The following is a 21,008-nucleotide window of genomic DNA, read 5'->3' on the forward strand; positions in this document are numbered from 1 at the left end:
AAAGCGATATGCCCACCTTCAAGATGGTGACCGAGCAATCCCCGGCCGGCGACCAGGCGGCGGCGATCGGCAAGCTGAGCGAGGGCATCCGGCGCGGCGATCGGTACCAGACGCTCCTCGGCGTGACCGGGTCGGGTAAGAGCGTCGTCGCCAGCACGCCGGTGTTCCTGAAGCAGGGCCAGCGCATCGCGCTGGAATCCATCGGTAGGGTGATCGACCGGCTCATCGACCGGGCGTCCTCGCGGGTCAGGCGGGAGGCGGACAGCGAGATCCTCGATCGGAGCGATCTCTCCGAGCCGATCGAGGCGTGGAGCTTCGACCCGCGCAGCGGACGGGCATCGTGGAAACCCGTCCGGCAGGTGCTCCGCCACCGATCGCCCGAGACGCTCTGGGCACTCTCGACCGTCTGCGGGCGATCGGTGACCGTGACCGGGGATCACAATTTCTTCGTGCTCAGGGGCGAACGCCTTCATCTCCTGCGCACCGAAGAGATCAGACCCGGCGATCGCGTCCCGCTGCCGCGCTGCCTCCCGGGGCCGCAGGATCCCCTCTCCGAACTCTCCGCCGCCGGGCCCGCATCGCTGGAGCGCTGGACGGGGCCCGAGTTCCCGCATTCGTCCCCGGTGGCGGCGGCCCGGCCGGCCGCGGCGCGGCCCGGGGAGCGCGTCCCGCTCGCATCCGGGCGATACGCTGCGGCGGTGCTCCCCCCGCCCGATGCCGACCTGACGGGCGGCGCGGACGCACGATCGAAGCGCCTACCATCGTTTTGGCCTCAACTCTCGAACGCGCACCTCGCCCAGATGCTCCGGGCGTACTTCGCCGCCGACGGGGAGGTCGACGGGGGCGCGGTGACGTGCGTGGTGGGGAGCCGCGCGCTGGCGTCGGATCTGTGCTTCGCCCTCCTGCGGTTCGGGATCGTCGCGCGGATGCGCGCGGGAGCGCCGGGGCCGGCACGGGAAACCCCGCAGCGGTCCTGGAGCGTGTGCGTCTCCGGACCATCGTTCCTTCGGAGGTTTCACGACGCGATGGGGTTCCCGGCCGGGGGAACGCGCACCCGGCTCGAGACCGCGCTGCATCGGGGCGAGCACACGAACGCCGGGTTCCTCCCCGCCGGCGGCGGTGAGGTGCCTGGACGGTGTGAGGCCCCCGGCCACACGAGCGAGGAAATGGCGGGGCGCATGCCCTCCTGGACTCCCGTGCGGTCGTTGGAGAGGGTTCCGGGCGAGGCCTACGTGTACGATCTGGCGGTCGAGGAGAACGAAACGTTCCTCGCCGGCTGGGGCGGTTTGTTCGTCCACAATACCTATACGATGGCCCGGGTGATCGAGCAGATCGAACGGCCCACCCTCATCCTTGCGCACAACAAGACGCTGGCCGCCCAGCTCTACGGGGAGTTTCGCCAGTATTTCCCCGAGAACGCCGTGCGGTACTTCGTCTCCTACTACGATTACTACCAGCCGGAGGCGTACGTCCCGCAGACCGACTTGTACATCGCCAAGGACGCGTCGATCAACGACGAGATCGACCGCCTCCGGCATGCCTCGACCAAAGCGTTGATGGAGCGCCGGGACGTGATCATCGTCGCCTCCGTCTCGTGCATCTACGGCTTGGGCTCACCGCAGGACTATCAGGATGTGATGCTCTTCCTGCGCACGGGCGAGGTCCGCTCCCGCGACGAGATCCTGCGGCGGTTGGTGGATGTGCAATACGAGCGGAATGACATCGACTTCGCCCGCGGACGGTTTCGGGTGCGCGGGGATGTGATCGAGATCTTCCCCGCCTACGAGGATCGGGCGGTGCGGGTGGAGTTGTTCGGCGACCAGGTGGAGCGCATCCTGGAGGTCGATCCGCTGACCGCCGAGGTGCTGGCGGTCAAGCCGGCGGTGGCGATCTGGCCGGCCAAACACTGGGTGACGACCGACGCGAAGATGGCGGCGGCGCTCGGCCGCATCGAGGCGGAGCTGGCGGAGCGCACGCAGTGGTTTAAGGATCGGGGCAAGCTCCTCGAGGCGCAGCGGTTGGAGTTCCGGACGAAGTACGATCTGGAGATGCTGCGGGAGGTGGGGTACTGTCCGGGGATCGAGAACTACTCGCGGCATCTGTCCGGCCGGGCCGAGGGCGAGCGCCCGGGGTGCCTGCTCGACTACTTCCCCGCGGATTTCCTGGCGATGATCGACGAATCCCACGTCACGGTCCCCCAGGTTCGGGGGATGCACGAGGGCGACCGGGCGCGCAAGCGGAACCTCATCGAGTTCGGCTTCCGGCTGCCGTCGGCGTACGACAACCGCCCGCTGACGTTTGCGGAGTTCAGCGGCCTGGTCCCCCAGGTGGTGTTTGTCTCCGCGACCCCCAGTCCGTTCGAACTCGGGGTCAGCGCGCAGACCGTCGAGCAGATCGTCCGGCCGACCGGGTTGGTCGATCCTCAGGTCGAGGTGCGGCCGGCCCGCGGGCAGGTGGATGACCTGATCGGCGAGATCAAGGCGCAGGCCGCCAAAAGCGAGCGCACGCTCGTCACCACGCTGACCAAGCGGATGGCCGAGGACCTCACCGACTACCTCCAGGAACTCGGGATGAAGGTGCACTATCTCCACTCGGAGGTGGAGACTCTGCAGCGGGTGCAGATCCTGAAGGACCTGCGGCTCGGCACCTACGACGTGCTCGTCGGCATCAACCTCCTCCGCGAGGGACTCGACCTCCCCGAGGTGTCCCTGGTCGCGATCCTCGACGCCGACAAAGAGGGGTACCTGCGGTCGGAGACGAGCTTGATCCAGACGATGGGCCGCGCGGCGCGGAACCTGGGCGGCCGGGTCGTGCTCTACGCCGACGAGGTCACGGAGTCGATGCGCAAGGCGATCCACGAGACCAACCGACGGCGCGCCATCCAGATTCAGTACAACGCGGATCACGGGATCACGCCGCACACGATCGTGAAGCCGATTCGCGACTTCATCGACCTGGCGGCGGTGGCGGAAGAAGGCGCCGCGTACGAGCCGGCGGAAGGGGCCGTGCTCACCGCGGCCGAACTGATCGGCCTCGCCGAACACCAGCACGCATCCGTTCCGTGGGACATCGCCCGGCTCCTGATGTTGAGCCCGGGAGAGCTGGAGCGGACGGTTGAGGCGCTCGAGCGGGAGATGCGCAAGGCCGCCGGGGAGCTGCAGTTCGAGAAGGCGGCGGTGCTGCGGGATCAGATCCAGGAGCTGCGGAAGGGGCTGGGGGAACCGTTCTTTGCGGGAGGCCGGCCCGCCCGGGCGAGGGGAGGGCGCCGCGGCGCCGCCGGATCGTCCCGGGGCGGCCCGAGACGAAACACGTCGCCCCGTGGGTAAGGAGTCGTGGCCGAGGGCGGCCCCGACCCCTGATTGGCGTCCGCGTGGCTGCGCGCGGTAGTAAACCGGACCCGGGAGTCGTCCATGCCGCTTGACCGAATCATCGTGCGCGGCGCGCGCGAGCACAACCTTCAGAATATCAACGTCGAGATTCCGCGCGACCGCCTCGCCGTGCTCACCGGGATCTCCGGCTCCGGGAAGTCTTCGCTCGCCTTCGATACGATCTACGCCGAAGGCCAGCGCAAGTACGTCGAGTCCCTCTCCGCCTACGCCCGCCAGTTCCTGGGCCTGATGGAAAAGCCGGACGTCGATCACATCGAGGGGTTGAGCCCCGCGGTGTCGATCGATCAGAAGGGGGCCCCCCGCAACCCGCGGTCCACGGTCGGGACCGTCACCGAGATCTACGACTACATCCGGCTGCTCTACGCGCGGATCGGCATTCCCCACTGCCCCAAGTGCGGCAAGCCGATCAGCCGGCAGACCCCCGAGCAGATCGTGGACCAGGTGCTCGCGTTCCCGGAGGGGACCCGGATCCTCGTCCTGGGCCCCATCGTGCGCGGCCGCAAGGGGGAGTACCGGCAGCTGTTCGACGACCTGCGGCGGCAGGGGTTTGCGCGGGTCCGGGTCGACGGCAACCTCTACGAGCTGGGCGAGGAGATTCCGCTGGACAAGAACCGGAAGCACCAGATCGAAGTGGTCGTTGACCGGTTGATCGTCAAGCCGGACATCCGCGGCCGGTTGAACGACTCGATTGAGACCGCGCTGAAACTCGGGCAGGGGATCGTCGGCATCTCGGTGGTCGACGGCGAGGAGTTGACCTTCAGTCAGAACTTCGCCTGTCCGGACGACGGGGTGAGCCTGCCCGAGATCGAGCCGCGGATCTTCTCGTTCAACGCCCCGTACGGCGCCTGCCCCACCTGTACCGGGCTGGGGTTCCGGCAGGAGATCGACCCCGATCTGGTGCTCGACCCCAACCTCTCCCTGCTGGACGGCGCCGTGCTGCCGTGGGCCAGCTCCACGAGCGAGTACTATCAGGAGCTGCTGCGGGCCGTCGCGGACCACTACAAGGTGGACATGCGCGCGCCGGTGCGCAGGCTGCCGCGGGAGTTCGTTCGGATCCTCCTCCACGGCGCGGACGAGGAGGTCCGGATCCGCTATCACAATCGCTGGGGGGCGCTCCGGCAGTACGAGACGGTGTTCGAAGGGGTCGTGCCATACCTGGAGCGCCGGTACAAGGAGACCGACTCCGAGTACATCAAGGAGGAGATCGAGCAGTTCATGAGCAGCGCGCCCTGCCCGGAGTGCAAGGGGACGCGCCTGAAGAAGGAGAGCCTGGCCGTGACGATCGGGGACCGCTCGATCGCGGAGGCCTGCGCGCTCACGGTGCGCGGCGCGCTCCACTTCTTCACGAACCTCACCCTCACCGAGCGCGAGCGGTTGATCGGCCACCAGGTGCTCAAGGAGATCACCGCGCGCCTGAGCTTCCTCGTCAACGTGGGATTGGACTACCTCACCCTCGACCGGACCGCCAACACCCTCTCCGGCGGCGAGGCGCAGCGGATCCGCCTGGCGACGCAGATCGGCTCCGGGCTGATGGGCGTGCTGTACGTCCTCGACGAGCCGAGCATCGGGCTGCACCAGCGGGACAACCGGCGGCTGATCGACACGCTCGTCCGGCTGCGCGACCTGGGGAACACGATCCTCGTCGTCGAGCACGACGAGGAGACGATTCGGTCGGCGGATTGGGTGGTCGATATCGGCCCGGGGGCCGGCGCCCACGGCGGCCGGGTCATCGCCGTCGGCCCGCTCGAGCGCATCCTGAAGACCCCCGAGTCGATCACCGGGCAGTACCTCTCCGGCCAGCGGGCGATCCCGATCCCGGCCCGGCGGCGCACCGGCAACGGTGGGGCGCTCGTCGTCCGCGGCGCCCGGGAGCACAACCTCAAGCGGATCGACGTGCGGATCCCGCTGGCGATGTTCGTCTGCGTCACCGGCGTGTCCGGATCCGGAAAGTCCACGCTGATCGACGACATCCTCTACCGCTCGCTGGCGCACCACCTGCACGGAGCGCGCACCCGGCCGGGGGCGCACGATCGGATCGACGGGCTCGCCCACCTGGACAAGGTGATCAACATCGACCAGTCGCCGATCGGACGCACCCCCCGGAGCAACCCGGCCACGTACACCAAGACCTTCGATCTGATCCGCGAGCTGTTCGCGCTCACCCCCGACGCGCGCACGCGGGGCTTCAAGCAGGGTCGGTTCTCGTTCAACGTACGCGGGGGGCGGTGCGAGGCCTGCGAGGGGGACGGGATCGTCCGGATCGAGATGCACTTCCTCCCCGACGTGTACGTGCCGTGCGACGTCTGCAAGGGGAAACGGTACAATCGGGAGACGCTGGAGGTCAAGTACAAAGGGAAGTCCATCGCCGACGTCCTGGACATGACGGTCGACGAGGCCCTGCCGTTCTTTGAGGCCATTCCCCGCGTGCGCCGGAAGCTGCGGACGCTGGTCGATGTCGGGTTGGGCTACATCCGCCTGGGCCAGCCGGCGACCACGCTCTCGGGGGGCGAGGCGCAGCGGGTCAAGCTCAGCACCGAGCTGAGCCGGCGGGACACCGGCCGGACGGTCTACATCCTGGACGAGCCGACGGTCGGCCTGCACTTCGCCGACGTCGAGCGGCTGCTGGAGGTGCTCCACCGGCTGGCCGACGCCGGCAACACGGTCGTCGTGATCGAGCACAACCTCGACGTGATCAAGACCGCCGATTGGATCATCGATCTTGGCCCGGAGGGGGGAGAGCTGGGTGGCCAGGTCGTGGCGGAGGGGCGGCCCGAAGAGGTCGTCGGGGTCCCGGCGTCCTATACCGGGCAGTTTCTCCGTCCGATCCTGAGGCGGGGGAAGGCGGCGGCCGCGGACCGGCCGGGCCCGCGGGAGGGGCGGCGGGTCCCGGTGGCGGCCTCGCCCGCGGAGGGCAGCCGCGCCGGGGGCGGGCTGCGAAGCCGCGAGCCGGCGGCCAGGCGCCCGCGCGCCCGCTGAGGCAGACGAAAGGGGGGGCTGATGGGAGCGATGAAGGTCGTGATGTGGACGGAGGGCGAGACCGGGCCGCGGTTTTCCCTCGACGAGCGCGGGATCGGCGCGGCGGGGGGAGTGATCCGGAAGGTGGCCTGCCGTGACGAGGCCGACCGGATCGCCGCGGCGCGCGAGGCATACGCGCTCGTCGTCTCGCAAGCCCAGATCCCGGAGGCGCTGTGCGCCGCGGCCCCGGCGCTGGTCGGCCTGGTTCGCACCGGGATCGGCCTCGACACGGTGGACATTCCCGGTGCGACCCGTCAGGGGGTGTGCGTGGCCCACGTTCCCGACTTCTGCTACGACGAGGTCGCGGATACCGCGCTGACCCTGCTTCTGGCGGTCGCCCGCAAGGTGTGCTCCGCGGACCGGCACGTGCGGGGCGGCTCGTGGACGCCGAGCGCCCTGCTGCCGATGCACCGCCTCCGCGGTCAGACGATGGGGCTCGTCGGCTTCGGGCACATCGCCCGGATGGTGGCGGACCGCGCCAAACCCTTCGGCTTTCGGCTGCTCGCCTACGATCCGTACGTCGACGATGCCGCGATGGCCGAGCGGGGGGTCGAGAAGGTCCCGCTGGAGGCGCTCCTCGCGCGCGCGGACGTCGTCTCCTGCCACACCCCCCTCACCGCCGACACCCGGGGGCTGATCGGCCGCGCGCAGTTCGCGGCGATGAAGGCGGGGGCGATCCTGATCAACACCTCGCGGGGGAAGGTCGTCGACGAGGACGCCCTGATCGCCGCGCTGCGTTCCGGCCGTCTCGCCGGGGCCGGCCTCGACGTGCTGTGGACCGAACCTCCGGCCAAGGATCACCCGCTCTTTCAGATGGACACCGTCGTGCTCACGCCCCACTACGCCTCCACCACCGTGGAGGCGCTGGATGACCTGGCCGGCAAGGTCAGCCGGCAGCTGATCCAGTACCTGCGCGGCGAGTGGCCGACGTATCTGGCGAACCCCGCGGTGCGTGACCAGCCGGGGTGCCGTCTGGCCGCGGCCCGGGCGCACCGGTGAGGCCGGGAGGGGATGGGATGACGAAGAACGCGGTCAAGGCCCGGCTGGCGGAGGGCGGGACGGCGATCGGGACGATGGTCTCGGAGATGCGATCCGAGGAGATCGCCTATATCCTGGCGGCGGCGGGCTTCGACTTCCTGGTGATCGACACCGAACACGGATCGGCGAGCTATGAAACCCTCCAGCGGATCGGCCGGGGCGCGCGCAACGCGGGGATCGTGCCGCTGGTCCGCGTCCCCGACATCGCCTACCCGTTCATCGCCCGCACCCTCGACACGGGGGTGCTGGGCCTGATGGTGCCGCACGTCGAAACGGCCGACGACGCCGGGCGGATCGTCCGCTGCGCGAAATACCCACCGGCGGGAGAGCGCGGGTTCGGCCTGCGGGCCGCGGTCACCGACTACACCGGCGCCTCGGTGCCCGATGCGATTGCCTGGTCCAACGCCGAGACAATGATCATGGCCCAGGTGGAGAGCCGGCGGTGCCTCGATCACCTGGACGAGATCGCGGGGGTGCCCGGGATCGACGTCCTGCTGATCGGGCCCACCGATCTCAGCATCTCGCTGGGGGTGCCGGGGCAGCTGCTGCACCCGACGATGCAGGAAGCCTACCGGCACGTCGTCGACGTGGCCGCCCGCCACCACATCGCCGCCGGGATCCACCCGTCGGATATCAACGTCGTCCAGCACGGTCGCGACATCGGCATGCGTCTCCTCATGTACGCGAACGACGCCCGGCTGCTCGTCGGCGCCGGCCGGCAGGCCGTGGAGGCGCTTCGCCCGAACCCGCGGTAGGGGCGGCGGCCCCGCAGGGGTGTCCGGTATAATGGACCCACGATGACCCAGCCCACCGCCGAGGAGGGGAACGCGCAGCCGGCCGCCGCCGCGGAGCCGGGGGTGTCGGACGGCCTTGCCGAGAAGCTCCGGGCTCTCCCCGCGCAGCCCGGCGTCTACCTGATGAAGGACGGCGGGGGAAAGGTGCTCTACGTCGGGAAGGCCTCGGTCCTGCGCTCGCGCGTTCGCCAGTACTTCCAGGCCGGCCACACGGACAGCCCACGGATTCTGCACCTGATCTCGAAGATCCGGGATATCGAGACGATCGTCTGCGCCAACGAGGTGGAGGCCCTCATCCTCGAGGCCACGCTCATCAAGCGTCACCACCCCTGGTACAACGTCCGCCTGGCGGACGACAAAGCCTACCCGTACCTCAAGCTGACGAACGATCCGTTTCCGAAGATCGTCATGACCCGGAAGGTGACGCGCGACGGCGGAAAGTACTTCGGGCCCTACCCCTACCACGAGCCGAAACTGGTCGGCCGCACGATCCGGCTGATGCGCCGGTTGTTCAAGCTGCGCACCTGCACCCTGGAGATCGCCGGAGATCTGCCCCGACCGTGCCTCGATTACTACATCGGCCAGTGCAGCGCCCCGTGCGTGGCCTGGGGGGCCAGCCGGGCGCAGTACGCCGATCAGGTGCGCCAGGCGACCGCGTTCCTGGAGGGGAAGCAGGAGGATCTGCTGCACGACCTGCGCCGCGAGATGCAGGCGGCCGCCGACGCGACGAATTTCGAGCGCGCGGCGCAACTGCGGGATCAGATCCGAAGCCTGGAGGCGCTCGGCGAGAAGCAGCGGATGATCTCCGAGGGCGGCGAGGACCGCGACATCCTCGCGCTCGCCCAGGACGGCGACATGGGCTGCGTGCAGATCTTCTTCGTCCGGGGGGGCCGGGTGGTCGGGCAGGAGCACTTCATGCTGCAGGGCACCCGGGGGGTCGCGACCGCGGAGGCGCTGCGCGCCTTCCTGCCCCAGTACTACGAGGCGGCGACCACCATTCCCCCGCAGATTCTCCTCCCCGAGCCGGTGCCCGATCAGGAGGTGATCGAGAAGTGGCTGGCTGAACGCCGCGGCGCGCGGGTGGAGCTGGCGACCCCGCAGCGCGGGGAGCGGGTCCGGCTGGTGGCGATGGCCCGCGAGAACGCGGCGTTGCACCTGGCTCAGGAGAAGGCCCGCACGGGCGACACGATCGGGCCGGGGGTGGGGGATCTCCAGCACCTCCTCCGCCTGGAGGCGCCCCCGGTGCGGATCGAGTGTTACGACATCAGCAACTTCCAGGGCGGGGAAGCCGTGGCTTCGCTCGTGGTCGCCGAGGGCGGGCGGCTGAAGAACCGCGACTACCGCCGGTTTCGGATGAAGCACACCGAAGGTCCCGATGATCCGGCGATGATGCAGGAGGTGCTCCGCCGGCGGTTCGCGCAGGCCCGCAAGGAGCAGGAGCGGCTGGATCGCGACGAGCCGATCCCGGTGAAGTGGGCGGCGCTGCCCGACCTCATTGTGCTCGACGGTGGCCGCGGCCAGCTCAACGCCGCCCTGGAGGTGTTGTTCGAGTACAACCAGGCCATCCCGGCGGTGGGGCTGGCGAAGCAGCAGGAGTTGGTGTACGTGCGGGGCCTCAGCGAGCCGCTCGTGCTGCCCCGCGAGTCCCCGGGACTGCAGCTGCTGCAGCGCCTGCGGGACGAGGCGCACCGCTTCGCCAACACCTACCATCAGAAGCTGAGGGGCCGCCGGATCGTCTTTTCCGCGCTCGACGAGATCGCCGGGGTGGGGGAGCAGCGGAAGCGTGCCTTGATCCGTCACTTCGGCTCGGTGCGCGCCATTCGGGCGGCCAGCGCCGAGGAGATCGCGGCCGTGGAGGGCATCGGCCCAAAGGTGGCCGAGCGGATCCACCGCTACCTCGAGGATCACCCCGTCCCGTGAGACCGGCACCGGCGCGTCGCCCCCGCCCCCGGCGGAGCGGCGCGCGCGGACCGTTCCGCGGAATCCTCCCCGGCACAACGGCGTTATACGCGCTGCCGTGAGCCCTCGCACCGCAACACCACGAGACGATCGCGCGCCGATCCGCGCGCGCGTGGTCTCCTGGCCCGCGCCGCCGGGGGGGTCGGACGGCGGGGCATACGCGGTCAGGATCGGCGGACTCCCTTCCCCCCAGGCCGAGGAGGCGGCGCGCCGGGCCGGCCTGTGGATTGACCGACGGCGGAGCGATGCGGTCCTTCGGGGAACCGCGTCGTCGTTTGCCGCTTTCGGCGGCGAGGGTGAGGTCGGGGCGGCCGCGGCCGCGGCGCTCGATCGCTTCCGACACCCCCCGCGAGCCCTCGAGGCCTGCGGCCGGACGTTCTCCTTGGAGCGGCCCCTGATCGTCGGGATATTGAACGCCACCCCCGACTCGTTCTACGATCGGGGTCGGTATTTCAGCCTGCCGGAGGCGCTGGCCCGCGCGGACGAGATGGTGGGGGAAGGCGCCGATCTGATCGAGGTGGGCGGGGAGACGGCGCGCCCGGGGCCGCCGGTGGATGCGGATGAGGAGTGCCGGCGCGTGGTGCCGCTGATCGAGGCGCTCGCGGCGCGGCTCGCGGTCCCGGTGAGCGTGGATACCTACAAGCCCGAGGTGGCGGCGCGGGCCGTCGGGGCCGGGGCGGTGATGATCAACGACATCAGCGGGCTCGCCGATGTGCGCGTGGCGGAGGTGGCGGCGCAGCGGGGGGCGGCGCTGGTCGTGATGCACATCCTGGGTCGGCCCAAGGTCCGCCAGCTGTCCCCCCAGTACGGAGAGGTGGTCGACGAGGTGTACACGTTCCTGGAGGCGCAGACGGACGCCGCGCGGGCGGCCGGGGTGCCCCGCGCGCGGGTGGTGGTGGACCCGGGGTTCAGCTTCGGGAAGGCTCCCCAGCACGACGTCGAGATCCTCCGCCGGTTCGGGGAATTTCGCGGCCTGGGATATCCGCTCTATCTGGCGACGTCACGGAAAAACTACATCCGCGACCTGCTCGCGCTGCCCTTCGAGGAACTCCTGGAGGGCACCGCCGCCGCGGTCGCCTACGGGCTGGCGCAGGGCGCCCACTTTGTTCGCACGCACGATGTCCGGTTCATGGCCCGACTCGCCCGGATGATGCACGCCGTGCTGCATCTCGGCGAGGGGAGCGGAGCCCCCGAACGGCCCGCGGTGGAGGTGACGAAGCGTGGTCAGGGGTAACGGGCGCAGCGGCGCGCTCCGCGGGAAGCCCGGGCGGACCGGGGTGGACAAGCCGGCGATCGAACGGGCCGTGCTCGCGATCCTCCGGGCGATCGGCGAGTCTCCCGAGCGGGAGGGGCTTGTCGGCACGCCGCGGCGGATCGCCGACATGTACGAGGAGTTGTTCTCCGGCATCGGCGCGCACCCGATCGATCTGCTGACGATCGGCTTCGACGAAGAGAAGCACAAAGAGATGGTCGTGGTGAAGGACATCCCCTTTTCCGGGATGTGCGAACACCACCTCATGCCGTTCACCGGGGTCGCCCACGCCGGGTACATCCCGAACGGACGGATCGTGGGGATCAGCAAGATTGCGCGTCTCGTGGAGATGCTCGCCCGCCGGCCGCAGGTGCAGGAGCGGCTGACCTCGCAGGTCGCCGACCTCCTGATGGAGGGGCTGCGCGCCCGCGGGGCGGCCGTCGTGATCGAGGCCACCCATTTCTGCATGACGATGCGGGGGGTGAAGAAGCCCGGAAGCCGGGTCGTGACCTCGGCCACCCGGGGGATCTTCCGCGAAAACCCCAGCACCCGAGCGGAGTTCCTCTCGCTGCTGGGACGGTCCGCTGGCTGAATTGAGGCGCAAACTCGCAAACTCGACCCCCTTGCCGGCGTCGTTTTTGGTATAATGCAGGGCGTAAGCGGGAGTAGCTCAGAGGTAGAGCGTCTCCTTGCCAAGGAGAAGGCCGTGGGTTCAAGTCCCATCTCCCGCTCCAGGCCTCCACTCCCGGCGACGTAGCCAAGTGGCAAGGCAGGGGTCTGCAAAACCCCCATTCGGCGGTTCGAATCCGCCCGTCGCCTCCACGCCGTTCCAAATGCCTCTACGGGGTGTGTGCCGCTCCGGGCCGCCCAGATAGGCCCGCCGAAGGCAGGGGCTTACGGGGTCTGCGCGAACCTATCCCCGGGCGAGTGTCGGAACCGGCAGACGAGGCGGACTTAAAATCCGCTGGCCTGAAAGGTCGTGTGGGTTCGAGTCCCACCTCGCCCACCAAGCGCGGGTTGATCGTGGACGCACGTAGGGTCGCGGGATTCTTGGAGGAATCGCCGGGCCGCCGTTCTCAAACTTCCATAGAAGTCCCATCCAATCCCCGGAAACTCCACGTCGCTCGGATCGAACGGATGAGATTTGGCCATGCGTTCGACAGGCCGGATCATCCGCCCGCATGATGGAGTCCCCCCTTCGTTCGATTTACAACTGAACCGTGCAGCGACGATCGTTCTTCGAACATCTCAGACCGTGGGTCCGGACGGCGCGGTTCGCCTTGGTCCCGCTGGTCGTCGTCGCCGCGCTGGGCCTTCTGCCGAGCGGGATCCTCGGCGCGCAGGAGTCCGCCTCCCTCAGCGTGTTCGAACTGATCGTGATGCAGCGGGTGGGGGGGAACGGGCCCGATCAGTACCGCATCACCACCTCCGGCACCGGGTTCTTCATCGCTCCGGATGGGACGGCCCTCACCACCAGCCACGTCGTGTATCCCGCCTACCTGGATCCGGCCGGCCATCGGCTGCTCGCCATCGTGAACGGGGAGTTCTACGGCGTCCGCATCCTCTCCGCCGATCCCCTCCCGTATGACCCTACCGATCGCAGGGCCGCGGGGGTGCCGATGACGCGCGACGTGGCGACGATTCGGCTTTCGGCCCCCGAGGTTCCCTTCGATCAGTTGGTGTTCGGCGGCGGCGCGCCCGTGGTGGCCCACCGGGGGGCGATGCCGTCCTTTCCCGCGCTCACGCTGGGGGGAGATCCCGCTCCGGGCGAGCGCATCCGGGTGTTCGGGTTCGGGCGGAGCGCCTCACCGATTCCCCACGGGTGGTCGGCGCAGGGCACCGTGGATGGATCGATGACGATCGCCGGGGGAACGCTGGTGTTCGACGCGACGTTCACCCTGGCCACGGAACCGGGGCACAGCGGATCGCCCGTGCTCGACTCGCGAAACCGGGTCGTCGGGATGTGGGCATGGCACAGCGCGACGAACCCCGCGGCCGGCACCGCGATCAGCAGTTCCGCCTTGGGGGCGCCGGCTCGTTAGACTCTCGGGGTGCTTCGCTTGCGCCGTCGGTCCGGCTCGGCGTTGATCCTACGATCGGGGACCGATCCGATCGACCCACTCCGCCAGCGCCGCGAGGAGTAGCCGGATCCGTTCGCGGACGGCCTCATCGATGAGGCGGCCGTCCCCGTCGAATCGCTCCCGCGCGGTCGCCACGTACAGCTCCGGCTTGAGCAGCACGAAGGACTCCGTGTTCAGGAGCGTCTGGCGGAGGGAGAGCTGGGCGCGGACCGTTCCCATTGCGCCGGCCGAGGCGCCCATCAGCGCGATCGGTTTGCGGCGGAGGGGCGTGTCGGGAGGGCGGGACGCCCAGTCGATCGCGTTCTTCAGCACCCCCGGGACCGAGTAGTTGTACTCGGGGGTCGCGATCAGCAGAGCGTCGGCGGCCGCGATGGCCACGCGAAATGCGGCCACGGACGGTGGGAACCCCTGGGCCTCAACATCCGCGTTGTAGAGGGGGATCGGCGTCAGGTCGGTGATCTCGAGGCTCATCCCGCTCGGGACGACCCCCTGCGCCGCCTCCAAGAGCCCGCGATTATAGGAACCACGACGCAGGCTCCCCGGGATGCCGAGGACGCGGAGGGGGGGAGACGTGACGTCACGCATCCTGGGGCAGCTCCGTCGGCCGGGCTTCCAGCGTCAGCGGTGTCCCTCCCCGGACGAGGTGGATCTGCAGGGTGGTGCCGATGGGATGGCGGCCCAGCGCCGCCACCAGATCGTCGAGGGTGGCGACCGGCAGGTCGCCGATCCTGACGATGAGATCGCCCGGCCGGATGCCGGAGGCGGCCGCGGCGGTGTCGGGGTGGACCTCCGTCACCCGAACGGCCGTGGCGGCCTCGAGGCGGAGGGCGACGGCGACGCGGCGGTCCAGCGGGACGGCCTGCGCCAAAATGCCGAGGTGCGCTCGGCGTACGCGCCCGTCCCGGATCAGTTGCGCGGCGACCCACTTGGCGGTGCTCACCGGAATCGCGAAGCAAATCCCCTGTGATCCGGCGATGACCGCGGTGTTGATGCCGATGACCCTCCCGCGCGAGTCGGCCAGCGGGCCTCCGGAGTTTCCGGGGTTGAGCGCGGCGTCGGTCTGAATGACGTTCTCGATCAGCCGTCCCGTTTCGGCGCGCAGGGTGCGTCCGAGGGCGCTGATCACGCCCGCGGTCACCGTCGCCTGGAACCCCAGCGGGTTGCCGACCGCCACCACGAGCTGGCCGACCCGTAGCCCCGCGGACTCGCCCAGGTCGGCCACGGGGAGGCCGCCCTCGGGCAGCCGGATGACCGCCAGGTCGCTGTACGGGTCCTCGCCCACCGGGTGCGCCGGCAGGACGCGCCCGTCTTGAAGCCGGGCCTCGATCCGCTGCGCGGAGCGCACGACGTGGCTGTTGGTCAGCACGTATCCGTCGGGGGCAATGATCACGCCGCTTCCCGCGCCTCGAAGCTCGGGCATGCCCCGCCGGCGGAGCCGCTCCGGGGCGGGTCGGGCCATCCCGAGGCTGACCACCGATGGTCCCACCCGGTCCACGGCGCGAACCACCGCCTGCGAGTACGCGTCAAGCGCGGCCCCGTCGTCGGGGTGGGTTGAACGCTGGTCGAGATCGATCTCCGAGAGCACTGGCAGAGTGCGCACGTCGGTCCCTCCTCCGTGGTCATGCCGGTTGAACGCCATGCGGTGACGTCATATTCCCCGCGCGTGTGCAGGGCGCCCGCGCCTCCTGTCCGAACGACCAGGAGGGCGCCCGTCTCTTCTGCCGTCGTCGGGTGGGCCGCCCGATCGTACGATGGGCGCGGGCGTCTTGCGCGGCGGCGACCCCGGCGCGTCCGGGTCGTCCTTGGAGGACCGGATCGGGAATGGCGCACACACGCGAACGGCGGACCTCGAGATCGGCGCGCTCCGAGCGTGCGGGAGCCGATGCTCCCTCCACCCGGCCGGTCGACGAGCTGAAGGTCCTGAACGCGATCGCCGAGGCGCTGAACCGTTCTCCCGACGTGCAGCAGGCGCTCGAGCGCACGCTCCGCCTCGTGGCCAGCCTCCTCGGGCTCCGCACCGGATGGGTGTGGCTGCTCGATCCCGACACGCAGCAGTTCTACAGCGCCGCGGCGCAGAATCTGCCGCCCTACCTGCAGGAGCCGGTGCGGATGACCGGGGCCTCGTGTTGGTGCATCGAAGAATTTCGGTCGGGAGACCTCACCCCCAAGAACATCGATGTCATCGAGTGCAGCCGGCTCCGTGCGGCGGTGAAGAAGAAGGCGGTGCATCTCACCCAGGGGCTGCGGAACCACGCCAGCATCCCGCTCTACTTCCAGAAGAAGCCCCTCGGCATCATGAACGTGACGGGCCCGTCGTGGCGGCGGCTCTCCCCCGGCGAACTGCGCCTGCTCTCAACGATCGCATATCAGGTGGGCATCGCCATCGAGCGGGCCCGGCTGGCGGAGGAGAGCGCGCGTCTGGCGCGCACCCGGGAGCGCGCTCGGATCGCCCGCGAGATCCACGACACGCTGGCGCAGGGGCTGACCGCCATCGCGCTCCACCTGGAGGGGGCGATGGCGTCCCTCGACGGGAGCCCGGCGCGGGCGCGGGAGCGGCTGCAGCGGGCGCTGGACGTATCGCGGGAGAGCCTGGAGGAGGCCCGGCGGTCCGTGCTCGATCTCCGGGCGGCCCCACTCGCCGACACGCCTCTCGGGGACGCCCTCGTCGCCCTGGGGCGCCGCTTCACCTCGGAGACCGGGGTGCGCGTCCGCGTCCGCGCGGCGGTGGCCGATCCTCTGCCCGACCGGGTCGAGGCCGAGATGCTTCGGATCGCCCAGGAGGCGCTCGCCAACGTCCGCCGGCACGCCCGGGCCGAAGAGGTGCGGGTCGCGCTGCGGCGGCGCGGGGGGCGCGTGCGTCTCACCATCCGGGACGACGGGCAGGGGTTCCTCCCCGGCGCGTCGCCCGGGGGCTTCGGGATCGTGGGGATGCGCGAACGGGCGAGACTGCTGGGGGGGACGCTGCGCGTCGGCAGTCGCCCCGGGCGGGGAACGGCGGTCGAGGTTTCGGTCCCGGTAGGACAGGCAACGAGATGATCCGCATCCTCATCGTGGACGATCACCCGGTCGTGCGCGAGGGGCTGGCGGCCGTCCTCGAGGACGCCCGAGACTTCGAGGTGGTGGGGGCGGTGGGGTCGGCGGATGAGGCGCTGGCTGCCGCCGCCGCCGCCCGGCCCGACGTCGTCCTGCTCGATCTCGAGATGCCCGGGACGAACGGCATCGACGCGATCCCGCTGCTCGCGGCGGCGGCCTCGCATCCCCGGGTGATCGTCCTCACCGCGTACGACACCGAGGAGCGGGTCCTGGGCGCGATCCGGGCCGGGGCCGGCGGCTATCTTCTAAAGGGCGCCCCCGCCTCCGAGATCGCGCTCGCGATTCGGTCCGTGGCGGAAGGCGGGTCGTATCTCACGCCGCGGGTGGCCTCGTGGGTCGTCGCGCGGCTGAACGATCCCCGACGGCCCGGAGCGCTCAGCGGCCGGGAGCGACAGGTGTTGCGGCTCGTCGCTCAAGGCATGTCCAATAAGCAGATCGCCCGGCAGCTCAGTATCACCGAGCGCACGGTGAAGTTCCACATGACGTCTATCTTCAACAAGCTGGGGGCCGAGAACCGCGCCCAGGCAATTGCCCTGGCCGCCCAGCGGGGGCTGCTCTAAGGACGGGTTTCCCCGGGCCGTCCTCCCATAATGCCCTCGGGACCTGTCCGCCCGGACGGGTCGCGACGTGCCCGTTCCACCGGCGGCGGCCCGGTCCATCGCCGGATGCGGGGCACGCGGTGTCTGCCGCACACTGGAGGCAGGACACACCCGGGGGTCGATCGCCATGGAGTTGAATGGACGGGTCGCGTTGATCACCGGGGCCTCCCGCGGGCTGGGCGCCGCGGTGGTCCGGCGGTTAGCTCTGCGGGGGGCCCGGCTCGTTTTGACGGCGCGCGGCGCAGCGGCGTTGGCGGAGATCGCCGACGCGGCGGGGTCGCTGACCGAGGTCGTGGCGCTGCCGGGCGATGTGGCGGATCGGGCGCACGCCGCGCGGTTGGTCGCGGCGGGGGTGGCGCGGTTTGGGGGGATCGACGTCCTGATCAACAACGCCTCGACACTCGGCCCCACGCCGATGCCGTCTCTGGCCGTGCTCCCCTCGGACGAACTGGAAGGGATCTTTCGCGTCAACGCGGCGGCCCCGCTGGACCTCATCCAGCTCGTCCTGCCGTTGATGAAGGCGGCGGGACGCGGGGCCATCGTCAACATCACCTCGGACGCCGGGGTGCAGGCCTATCCGGGGTGGGGGGGGTACGGCGCCAGCAAGGCCGCGCTCGAGCATCTCTCGCGCACGCTGGCCGCGGAGCTCGCCGGGAGCGCGATCAGCGTGTTCGTCGTCGACCCCGGCGACATGGACACGCAGATGCACCGGGACGCCGAGCCCGGGGTCGATCTCTCGCACCTTCCGGGTCCCGAGGAATCGGCCGCCCGCCTCGTTCAGGTCGTGGAGCGGGAGCGCGCACCGTTTGGCCGATTCGATCTGCGCACCTGGATCCCGGCGGGCGAACGGGGCGATCCCGTCTCCGCGGAGCGCGCGGGACGATGACCTCCACGGCCGCCACCCACGGACTGCGCGTTGCGTTCACCGTTCCCCCGGCGCTCGAGGCGCACGAGCCTCCCGAGGCGCGTGGGCTGGCCCGCGACCGGGTCCGGCTGATGACATCCTCCCGGCACCCGGAGGCGATCAGCCACGGGCGGTTCGCGGATCTTCCCGATCTGTTGCGTCGCGGAGATCTCATCGTCGTCAATACGTCCGCGACGCTGCCGGCGGCGCTGAGCGCGGTCCGCGGCGACGGGCGGCGCATGGCGCTGCACCTCTCGACACGGCTCCCGGGCGACCTCTGGGTGGTGGAGCCGCGGGTGGGGGAGGTGTCGCCGGGCGAGCGGCTCTCACTCCCGGGCGGAGGGCAGGCGACCCTCCTCGTCGCCTACCGCCGCTCCAGGCGACTGTGGGTCGCTCAGCTGAACCTGGGCGGCCCGGTTATTCCGTACCTGCATCGGTGGGGGCGCCCGATCGCGTATCCATACGTCCGCGGCGAGTGGCCGCTTGAGATGTACCAGACGGTGTACGCCGATACGCCTGGATCGGCGGAGATGCCCTCGGCGGGCCGGGCGTTCACCCCGGCGGTCCTGGCCCGGTTGCGGGATCGCGGGATCGGGCTGGCGAGGCTGGTGCTCCATACGGGCGTCGCCAGCCTGGAACGGGGCGAGCCGCCCTACGACGAGTTCTACACCGTTCCAGCCGCCACGGCCGCGGCGATTGATGCCGCGCGGACGGCGGGCGGCCGGATCATCGCGGTCGGCACGACGGTGGTGCGGGCGCTGGAGAGCGCCGTCGATGAGGGGGGGCGGGTGATCGCCTCACGGGGCTGGACCGACCTTGTCATCACCCCCGAGCGGGGGGTGCGCACGATCGACGGGGTGCTCACGGGTTTCCACGAGCCCCGCGCTTCGCATTGGGCGATGCTCGAAGCGATTGCCGGCCGGCCGCACCTGGAGCGCGCTTACCGGGCCGCGCTGGGGCGAGGATATCTCTGGCACGAGTTCGGGGACCTGCACCTCATCCTCTCGCCCCTGCCCGCCGACGGCGGTCGGCGCCCGGGGGATGTCCGCGGCCCTTAGGCCCGCGGGGGGGATCGGTGCGAGTTCAGCTCCTGCAGGGCCCGCGCGAGATAGGGAGCGGCCTCCGACGGCCGCTGCTGTTCGATGAGGAGTTCGCCGAGCTCGTTGCAGGCTCGGGCGAGGTCGGGGCCGGTGCCGAGGCGCTCGAACGACGTGATGGCCTGACGATACGACGTCAGCGCCTCGGTCGGATGGCCGGTCCGACGCAGCAGTTGGGCCTTGGCCAATTCGATCCGCGCCGCCTGCGCCCCGTCCCGCTTCGCGCGGGTGAGTCGCTCCGCTTCGGACAACGCCTGTTCGGCGCGGGAAAATGCGCCCGTGCCCATGAGCGCCTGCGCCAGGCTCACGAAGCTCCGGGCGCGAAGGGCATCGTCCCCGGTCCGCTCGGCGCCGCGCAGGGCGTCCTCCAGCCGCACGATCGCCTCGGCGGCGTGGCCGTCCTCCAACAGCATCGTGCCCAAGCTGCCCTGGGCCTGGGCCAGGAGGCGCAGGCCCGCCAGTCCCTCATACGCGTGCTCCGCGCGGGCGAGATGCCCGACCGCCACATGGGTCGCCGTCCGGTCGCGCGCGGCCGCTCCCAGCCGCGCGTGCGTTCCCCCGATCCGCTCGAGATCCCCGATCGGCCCCAAGAGGGTCACGGCCTCGCGGAACCAGCGGGAGGCTTCGGTCCGGTCACCGCTCGCCGCCGCGGCCTGACCCAGTGAGCAGAGGAGGTCTCCGACCAAGGAGAGATCCGGACAGCCGTGCTCCGACAGCAGCCGGTACCCGCTGAGCAGGTGGTCGCGGGCGGCCGAGAGGTTCCCGCGGGCGGCCTCGACGTGGCCCAGCAGACACTCGATTCGGGCCAGCTGCTGCTCCGTTCCCGCCGACTCGGTCAGCTCGCGGCTGCGGCGGAGCTGGTCTTCGGCCGAGTCAAACTCCTTGAGGCCCACCAGGGCCGCGGCCAGCCCGATCCGACAGTCCAACTCCACCTCGGCGTCGTGTCGCTGCTGCGCCGAGGACAGCGCGGCGGAGAACCGCTCTTGCGCCTCGGACACATCTCCTTGCGCGAGTATCACGCGCGCGGCCCGGACGTCGACCCGGGCCGCATCCTCGCTGAGCTGAGCGCTGTCTTCCAGAAAGTAGCCGATCGGCGTCGCCAGGCGGCGCGCCAGCAGTCGGAGGGTGTCGATCGACGGATTTGCGCGCCCCTTCTCGACCAGGCTGATGAACCCCTTGGTCAGCTCGGTTCCCCCGAGTTGAGACTGGGTGAGCCCCAGCGCCCTGCGTCGTGATCTGATGCGCTCGCCCAACGATGCCACTGCGACCCCACCATGGTTAGCGCCACTAGATGCGGACGATTATTTTTGTCAGGTTGGGGCAAACTCCTGCTCGTCGTCGCGGCCGCCCCGGCGTTCGGGGTCTCGGGCGGCTCTGGCGTGTCGGCACGGCACCGCGCAGGCCGCGGCGGCATCACTCCGTATGCCGACGCCGATCGCCGTCGTCGGTTGACACCCCCCCCGGGGTTGTTATAATCAATCTGCGCGTGAGCCCACGTAGCTCAGGCGGCAGAGCGTGTCCTTGGTAAGGACAAGGTCACCGGTTCGAATCCGGTCGTGGGCTCCAGACCAGCCCCTTCCGCGTCGTCCCCACTTTCCCGTCCGGGATGATGGTGGGCGGAGGCGGCGGGGCATCCTGATCTGTGGGATCGGGGAGGCAGGGGGATGGCGAAGGCGAAGTTCGATCGGACGAAGCCGCACGTGAATGTGGGGACGATCGGGCACGTGGATCACGGGAAGACGACGCTGACGGCGGCGATCACGGGCGTGCTGGCGAGCATGGGGAAG

General features: G+C 70.3%; 16 protein-coding genes and 4 tRNA genes. 17 read left to right on the plus strand and 3 right to left on the minus strand.

What is annotated here, in order from left to right; all coding sequences use genetic code 11:
- Window positions 1-8: 8 nt before the first annotated feature.
- The 11 genes from uvrB to VKV57_07915 all read left to right on the plus strand — a co-directional run bounded on the left by uvrB (window position 9) and on the right by VKV57_07915 (window position 13,489).
- Window positions 9-3,326 (plus strand): excinuclease ABC subunit UvrB, encoded by a 3,318-nt coding sequence (uvrB, locus tag VKV57_07865; protein HLW59829.1) that lies wholly within the window; start codon window positions 9-11, stop codon window positions 3,324-3,326.
- A gap of 84 nt (window positions 3,327-3,410) precedes the next feature.
- Window positions 3,411-6,365, plus strand: a complete 2,955-nt coding sequence (uvrA, locus tag VKV57_07870; GenBank protein HLW59830.1) for an excinuclease ABC subunit UvrA — start codon at window positions 3,411-3,413, stop codon at window positions 6,363-6,365.
- A gap of 21 nt (window positions 6,366-6,386) precedes the next feature.
- Entirely contained in the window at window positions 6,387-7,403 is a 1,017-nt protein-coding gene (locus tag VKV57_07875; protein ID HLW59831.1) for a C-terminal binding protein, read from the plus strand.
- Window positions 7,404-7,420: 17 nt separating this feature from the next.
- A complete protein-coding gene (locus VKV57_07880) occupies window positions 7,421-8,197 on the plus strand; it encodes an aldolase/citrate lyase family protein (GenBank protein ID HLW59832.1) in 777 nt (258 codons plus the stop codon).
- Window positions 8,198-8,239: 42 nt separating this feature from the next.
- Complete coding sequence (uvrC, locus tag VKV57_07885) at window positions 8,240-10,156, plus strand: excinuclease ABC subunit UvrC (protein ID HLW59833.1); 1,917 nt, start codon at window positions 8,240-8,242, stop codon at window positions 10,154-10,156.
- Between the two features lie 97 nt (window positions 10,157-10,253).
- Window positions 10,254-11,429: a dihydropteroate synthase gene (folP, locus tag VKV57_07890; protein HLW59834.1), complete on the plus strand. Its 1,176-nt coding sequence runs from the start codon at window positions 10,254-10,256 to the stop codon at window positions 11,427-11,429.
- Window positions 11,416-12,039, plus strand: a complete 624-nt coding sequence (folE, locus tag VKV57_07895) for a GTP cyclohydrolase I FolE (protein HLW59835.1) — start codon at window positions 11,416-11,418, stop codon at window positions 12,037-12,039. Before folP ends, folE begins: the two co-directional genes overlap by 14 nt.
- A 67-nt stretch (window positions 12,040-12,106) precedes the next feature.
- Window positions 12,107-12,181 (plus strand) — tRNA-Gly (locus VKV57_07900).
- A gap of 13 nt (window positions 12,182-12,194) precedes the next feature.
- Window positions 12,195-12,269, plus strand: a tRNA-Cys gene (locus VKV57_07905).
- Between the two features lie 99 nt (window positions 12,270-12,368).
- Window positions 12,369-12,456: transfer RNA gene (locus VKV57_07910), tRNA-Leu, on the plus strand.
- A gap of 211 nt (window positions 12,457-12,667) precedes the next feature.
- Window positions 12,668-13,489, plus strand: coding sequence for a serine protease (locus VKV57_07915; protein ID HLW59836.1), 822 nt, complete (start codon window positions 12,668-12,670; stop codon window positions 13,487-13,489).
- A 48-nt stretch (window positions 13,490-13,537) separates the two neighbouring features.
- On the opposite strand, the gene VKV57_07920 is transcribed toward VKV57_07915, so the two are convergent.
- Together VKV57_07920 and VKV57_07925 are read right to left on the minus strand one after the other, a co-directional pair.
- Window positions 13,538-14,113 (minus strand): NADPH-dependent FMN reductase, encoded by a 576-nt coding sequence (locus tag VKV57_07920; GenBank protein ID HLW59837.1) that lies wholly within the window; start codon window positions 14,111-14,113, stop codon window positions 13,538-13,540.
- Window positions 14,106-15,128 (minus strand): trypsin-like peptidase domain-containing protein, encoded by a 1,023-nt coding sequence (locus VKV57_07925; protein ID HLW59838.1) that lies wholly within the window; start codon window positions 15,126-15,128, stop codon window positions 14,106-14,108. The genes VKV57_07920 and VKV57_07925 overlap by 8 nt, the downstream gene beginning before the upstream one ends.
- 221 nt (window positions 15,129-15,349) lie before the next feature.
- On the opposite strand from VKV57_07925, the gene VKV57_07930 reads away from it, so the two are divergent.
- The 4 genes from VKV57_07930 to VKV57_07945 all read left to right on the plus strand — a co-directional run bounded on the left by VKV57_07930 (window position 15,350) and on the right by VKV57_07945 (window position 19,182).
- The gene (locus VKV57_07930; protein HLW59839.1) at window positions 15,350-16,564 is read left to right on the plus strand and encodes a GAF domain-containing sensor histidine kinase; all 1,215 of its coding nucleotides are present in this window, start codon (window positions 15,350-15,352) and stop codon (window positions 16,562-16,564) included.
- A complete protein-coding gene (locus VKV57_07935) occupies window positions 16,561-17,181 on the plus strand; it encodes a response regulator transcription factor (GenBank protein ID HLW59840.1) in 621 nt (206 codons plus the stop codon). The genes VKV57_07930 and VKV57_07935 overlap by 4 nt, the downstream gene beginning before the upstream one ends.
- A 67-nt stretch (window positions 17,182-17,248) precedes the next feature.
- Window positions 17,249-18,106, plus strand: coding sequence for an SDR family oxidoreductase (locus tag VKV57_07940; GenBank protein HLW59841.1), 858 nt, complete (start codon window positions 17,249-17,251; stop codon window positions 18,104-18,106).
- A complete protein-coding gene (locus VKV57_07945) occupies window positions 18,103-19,182 on the plus strand; it encodes an S-adenosylmethionine:tRNA ribosyltransferase-isomerase (protein HLW59842.1) in 1,080 nt (359 codons plus the stop codon). The genes VKV57_07940 and VKV57_07945 overlap by 4 nt, the downstream gene beginning before the upstream one ends.
- On the opposite strand, the gene VKV57_07950 is transcribed toward VKV57_07945, so the two are convergent.
- Window positions 19,179-20,483: a tetratricopeptide repeat protein gene (locus tag VKV57_07950; protein HLW59843.1), complete on the minus strand. Its 1,305-nt coding sequence runs from the start codon at window positions 20,481-20,483 to the stop codon at window positions 19,179-19,181. The genes VKV57_07945 and VKV57_07950 overlap by 4 nt on opposite strands.
- 228 nt (window positions 20,484-20,711) lie before the next feature.
- On the opposite strand from VKV57_07950, the gene VKV57_07955 reads away from it, so the two are divergent.
- A tRNA-Thr gene (locus tag VKV57_07955) sits at window positions 20,712-20,787 on the plus strand.
- Between the two features lie 98 nt (window positions 20,788-20,885).
- Window positions 20,886-21,008: GTP-binding protein (locus tag VKV57_07960; protein HLW59844.1), on the plus strand; the 123-nt coding region annotated here is incomplete at its 3' end.

The organism is bacterium, from assembly GCA_035307765.1.
In the GTDB taxonomy this organism is placed as follows: Bacteria; Sysuimicrobiota; Sysuimicrobiia; order Sysuimicrobiales; family Segetimicrobiaceae; genus Segetimicrobium.

Bases quoted from the DNA above. Each gene is read 5' to 3' on its own strand.
- uvrC (HLW59833.1), top strand. From the start codon at position 8,240: ATGACCCAGCCCACCGCCGAGGAGGGGAACGCGCAGCCGGCCGCCGCC.
- uvrB (HLW59829.1), top strand. From the start codon at position 9: ATGCCCACCTTCAAGATGGTGACCGAGCAATCCCCGGCCGGCGACCAG.
- VKV57_07945 (HLW59842.1), top strand. From the start codon at position 18,103: ATGACCTCCACGGCCGCCACCCACGGACTGCGCGTTGCGTTCACCGTT.
- VKV57_07875 (HLW59831.1), top strand. From the start codon at position 6,387: ATGGGAGCGATGAAGGTCGTGATGTGGACGGAGGGCGAGACCGGGCCG.
- VKV57_07920 (HLW59837.1), bottom strand. From the start codon at position 14,113: ATGCGTGACGTCACGTCTCCCCCCCTCCGCGTCCTCGGCATCCCGGGG.
- VKV57_07935 (HLW59840.1), top strand. From the start codon at position 16,561: ATGATCCGCATCCTCATCGTGGACGATCACCCGGTCGTGCGCGAGGGG.
- VKV57_07880 (HLW59832.1), top strand. From the start codon at position 7,421: ATGACGAAGAACGCGGTCAAGGCCCGGCTGGCGGAGGGCGGGACGGCG.
- uvrA (HLW59830.1), top strand. From the start codon at position 3,411: ATGCCGCTTGACCGAATCATCGTGCGCGGCGCGCGCGAGCACAACCTT.
- VKV57_07930 (HLW59839.1), top strand. From the start codon at position 15,350: ATGGCGCACACACGCGAACGGCGGACCTCGAGATCGGCGCGCTCCGAG.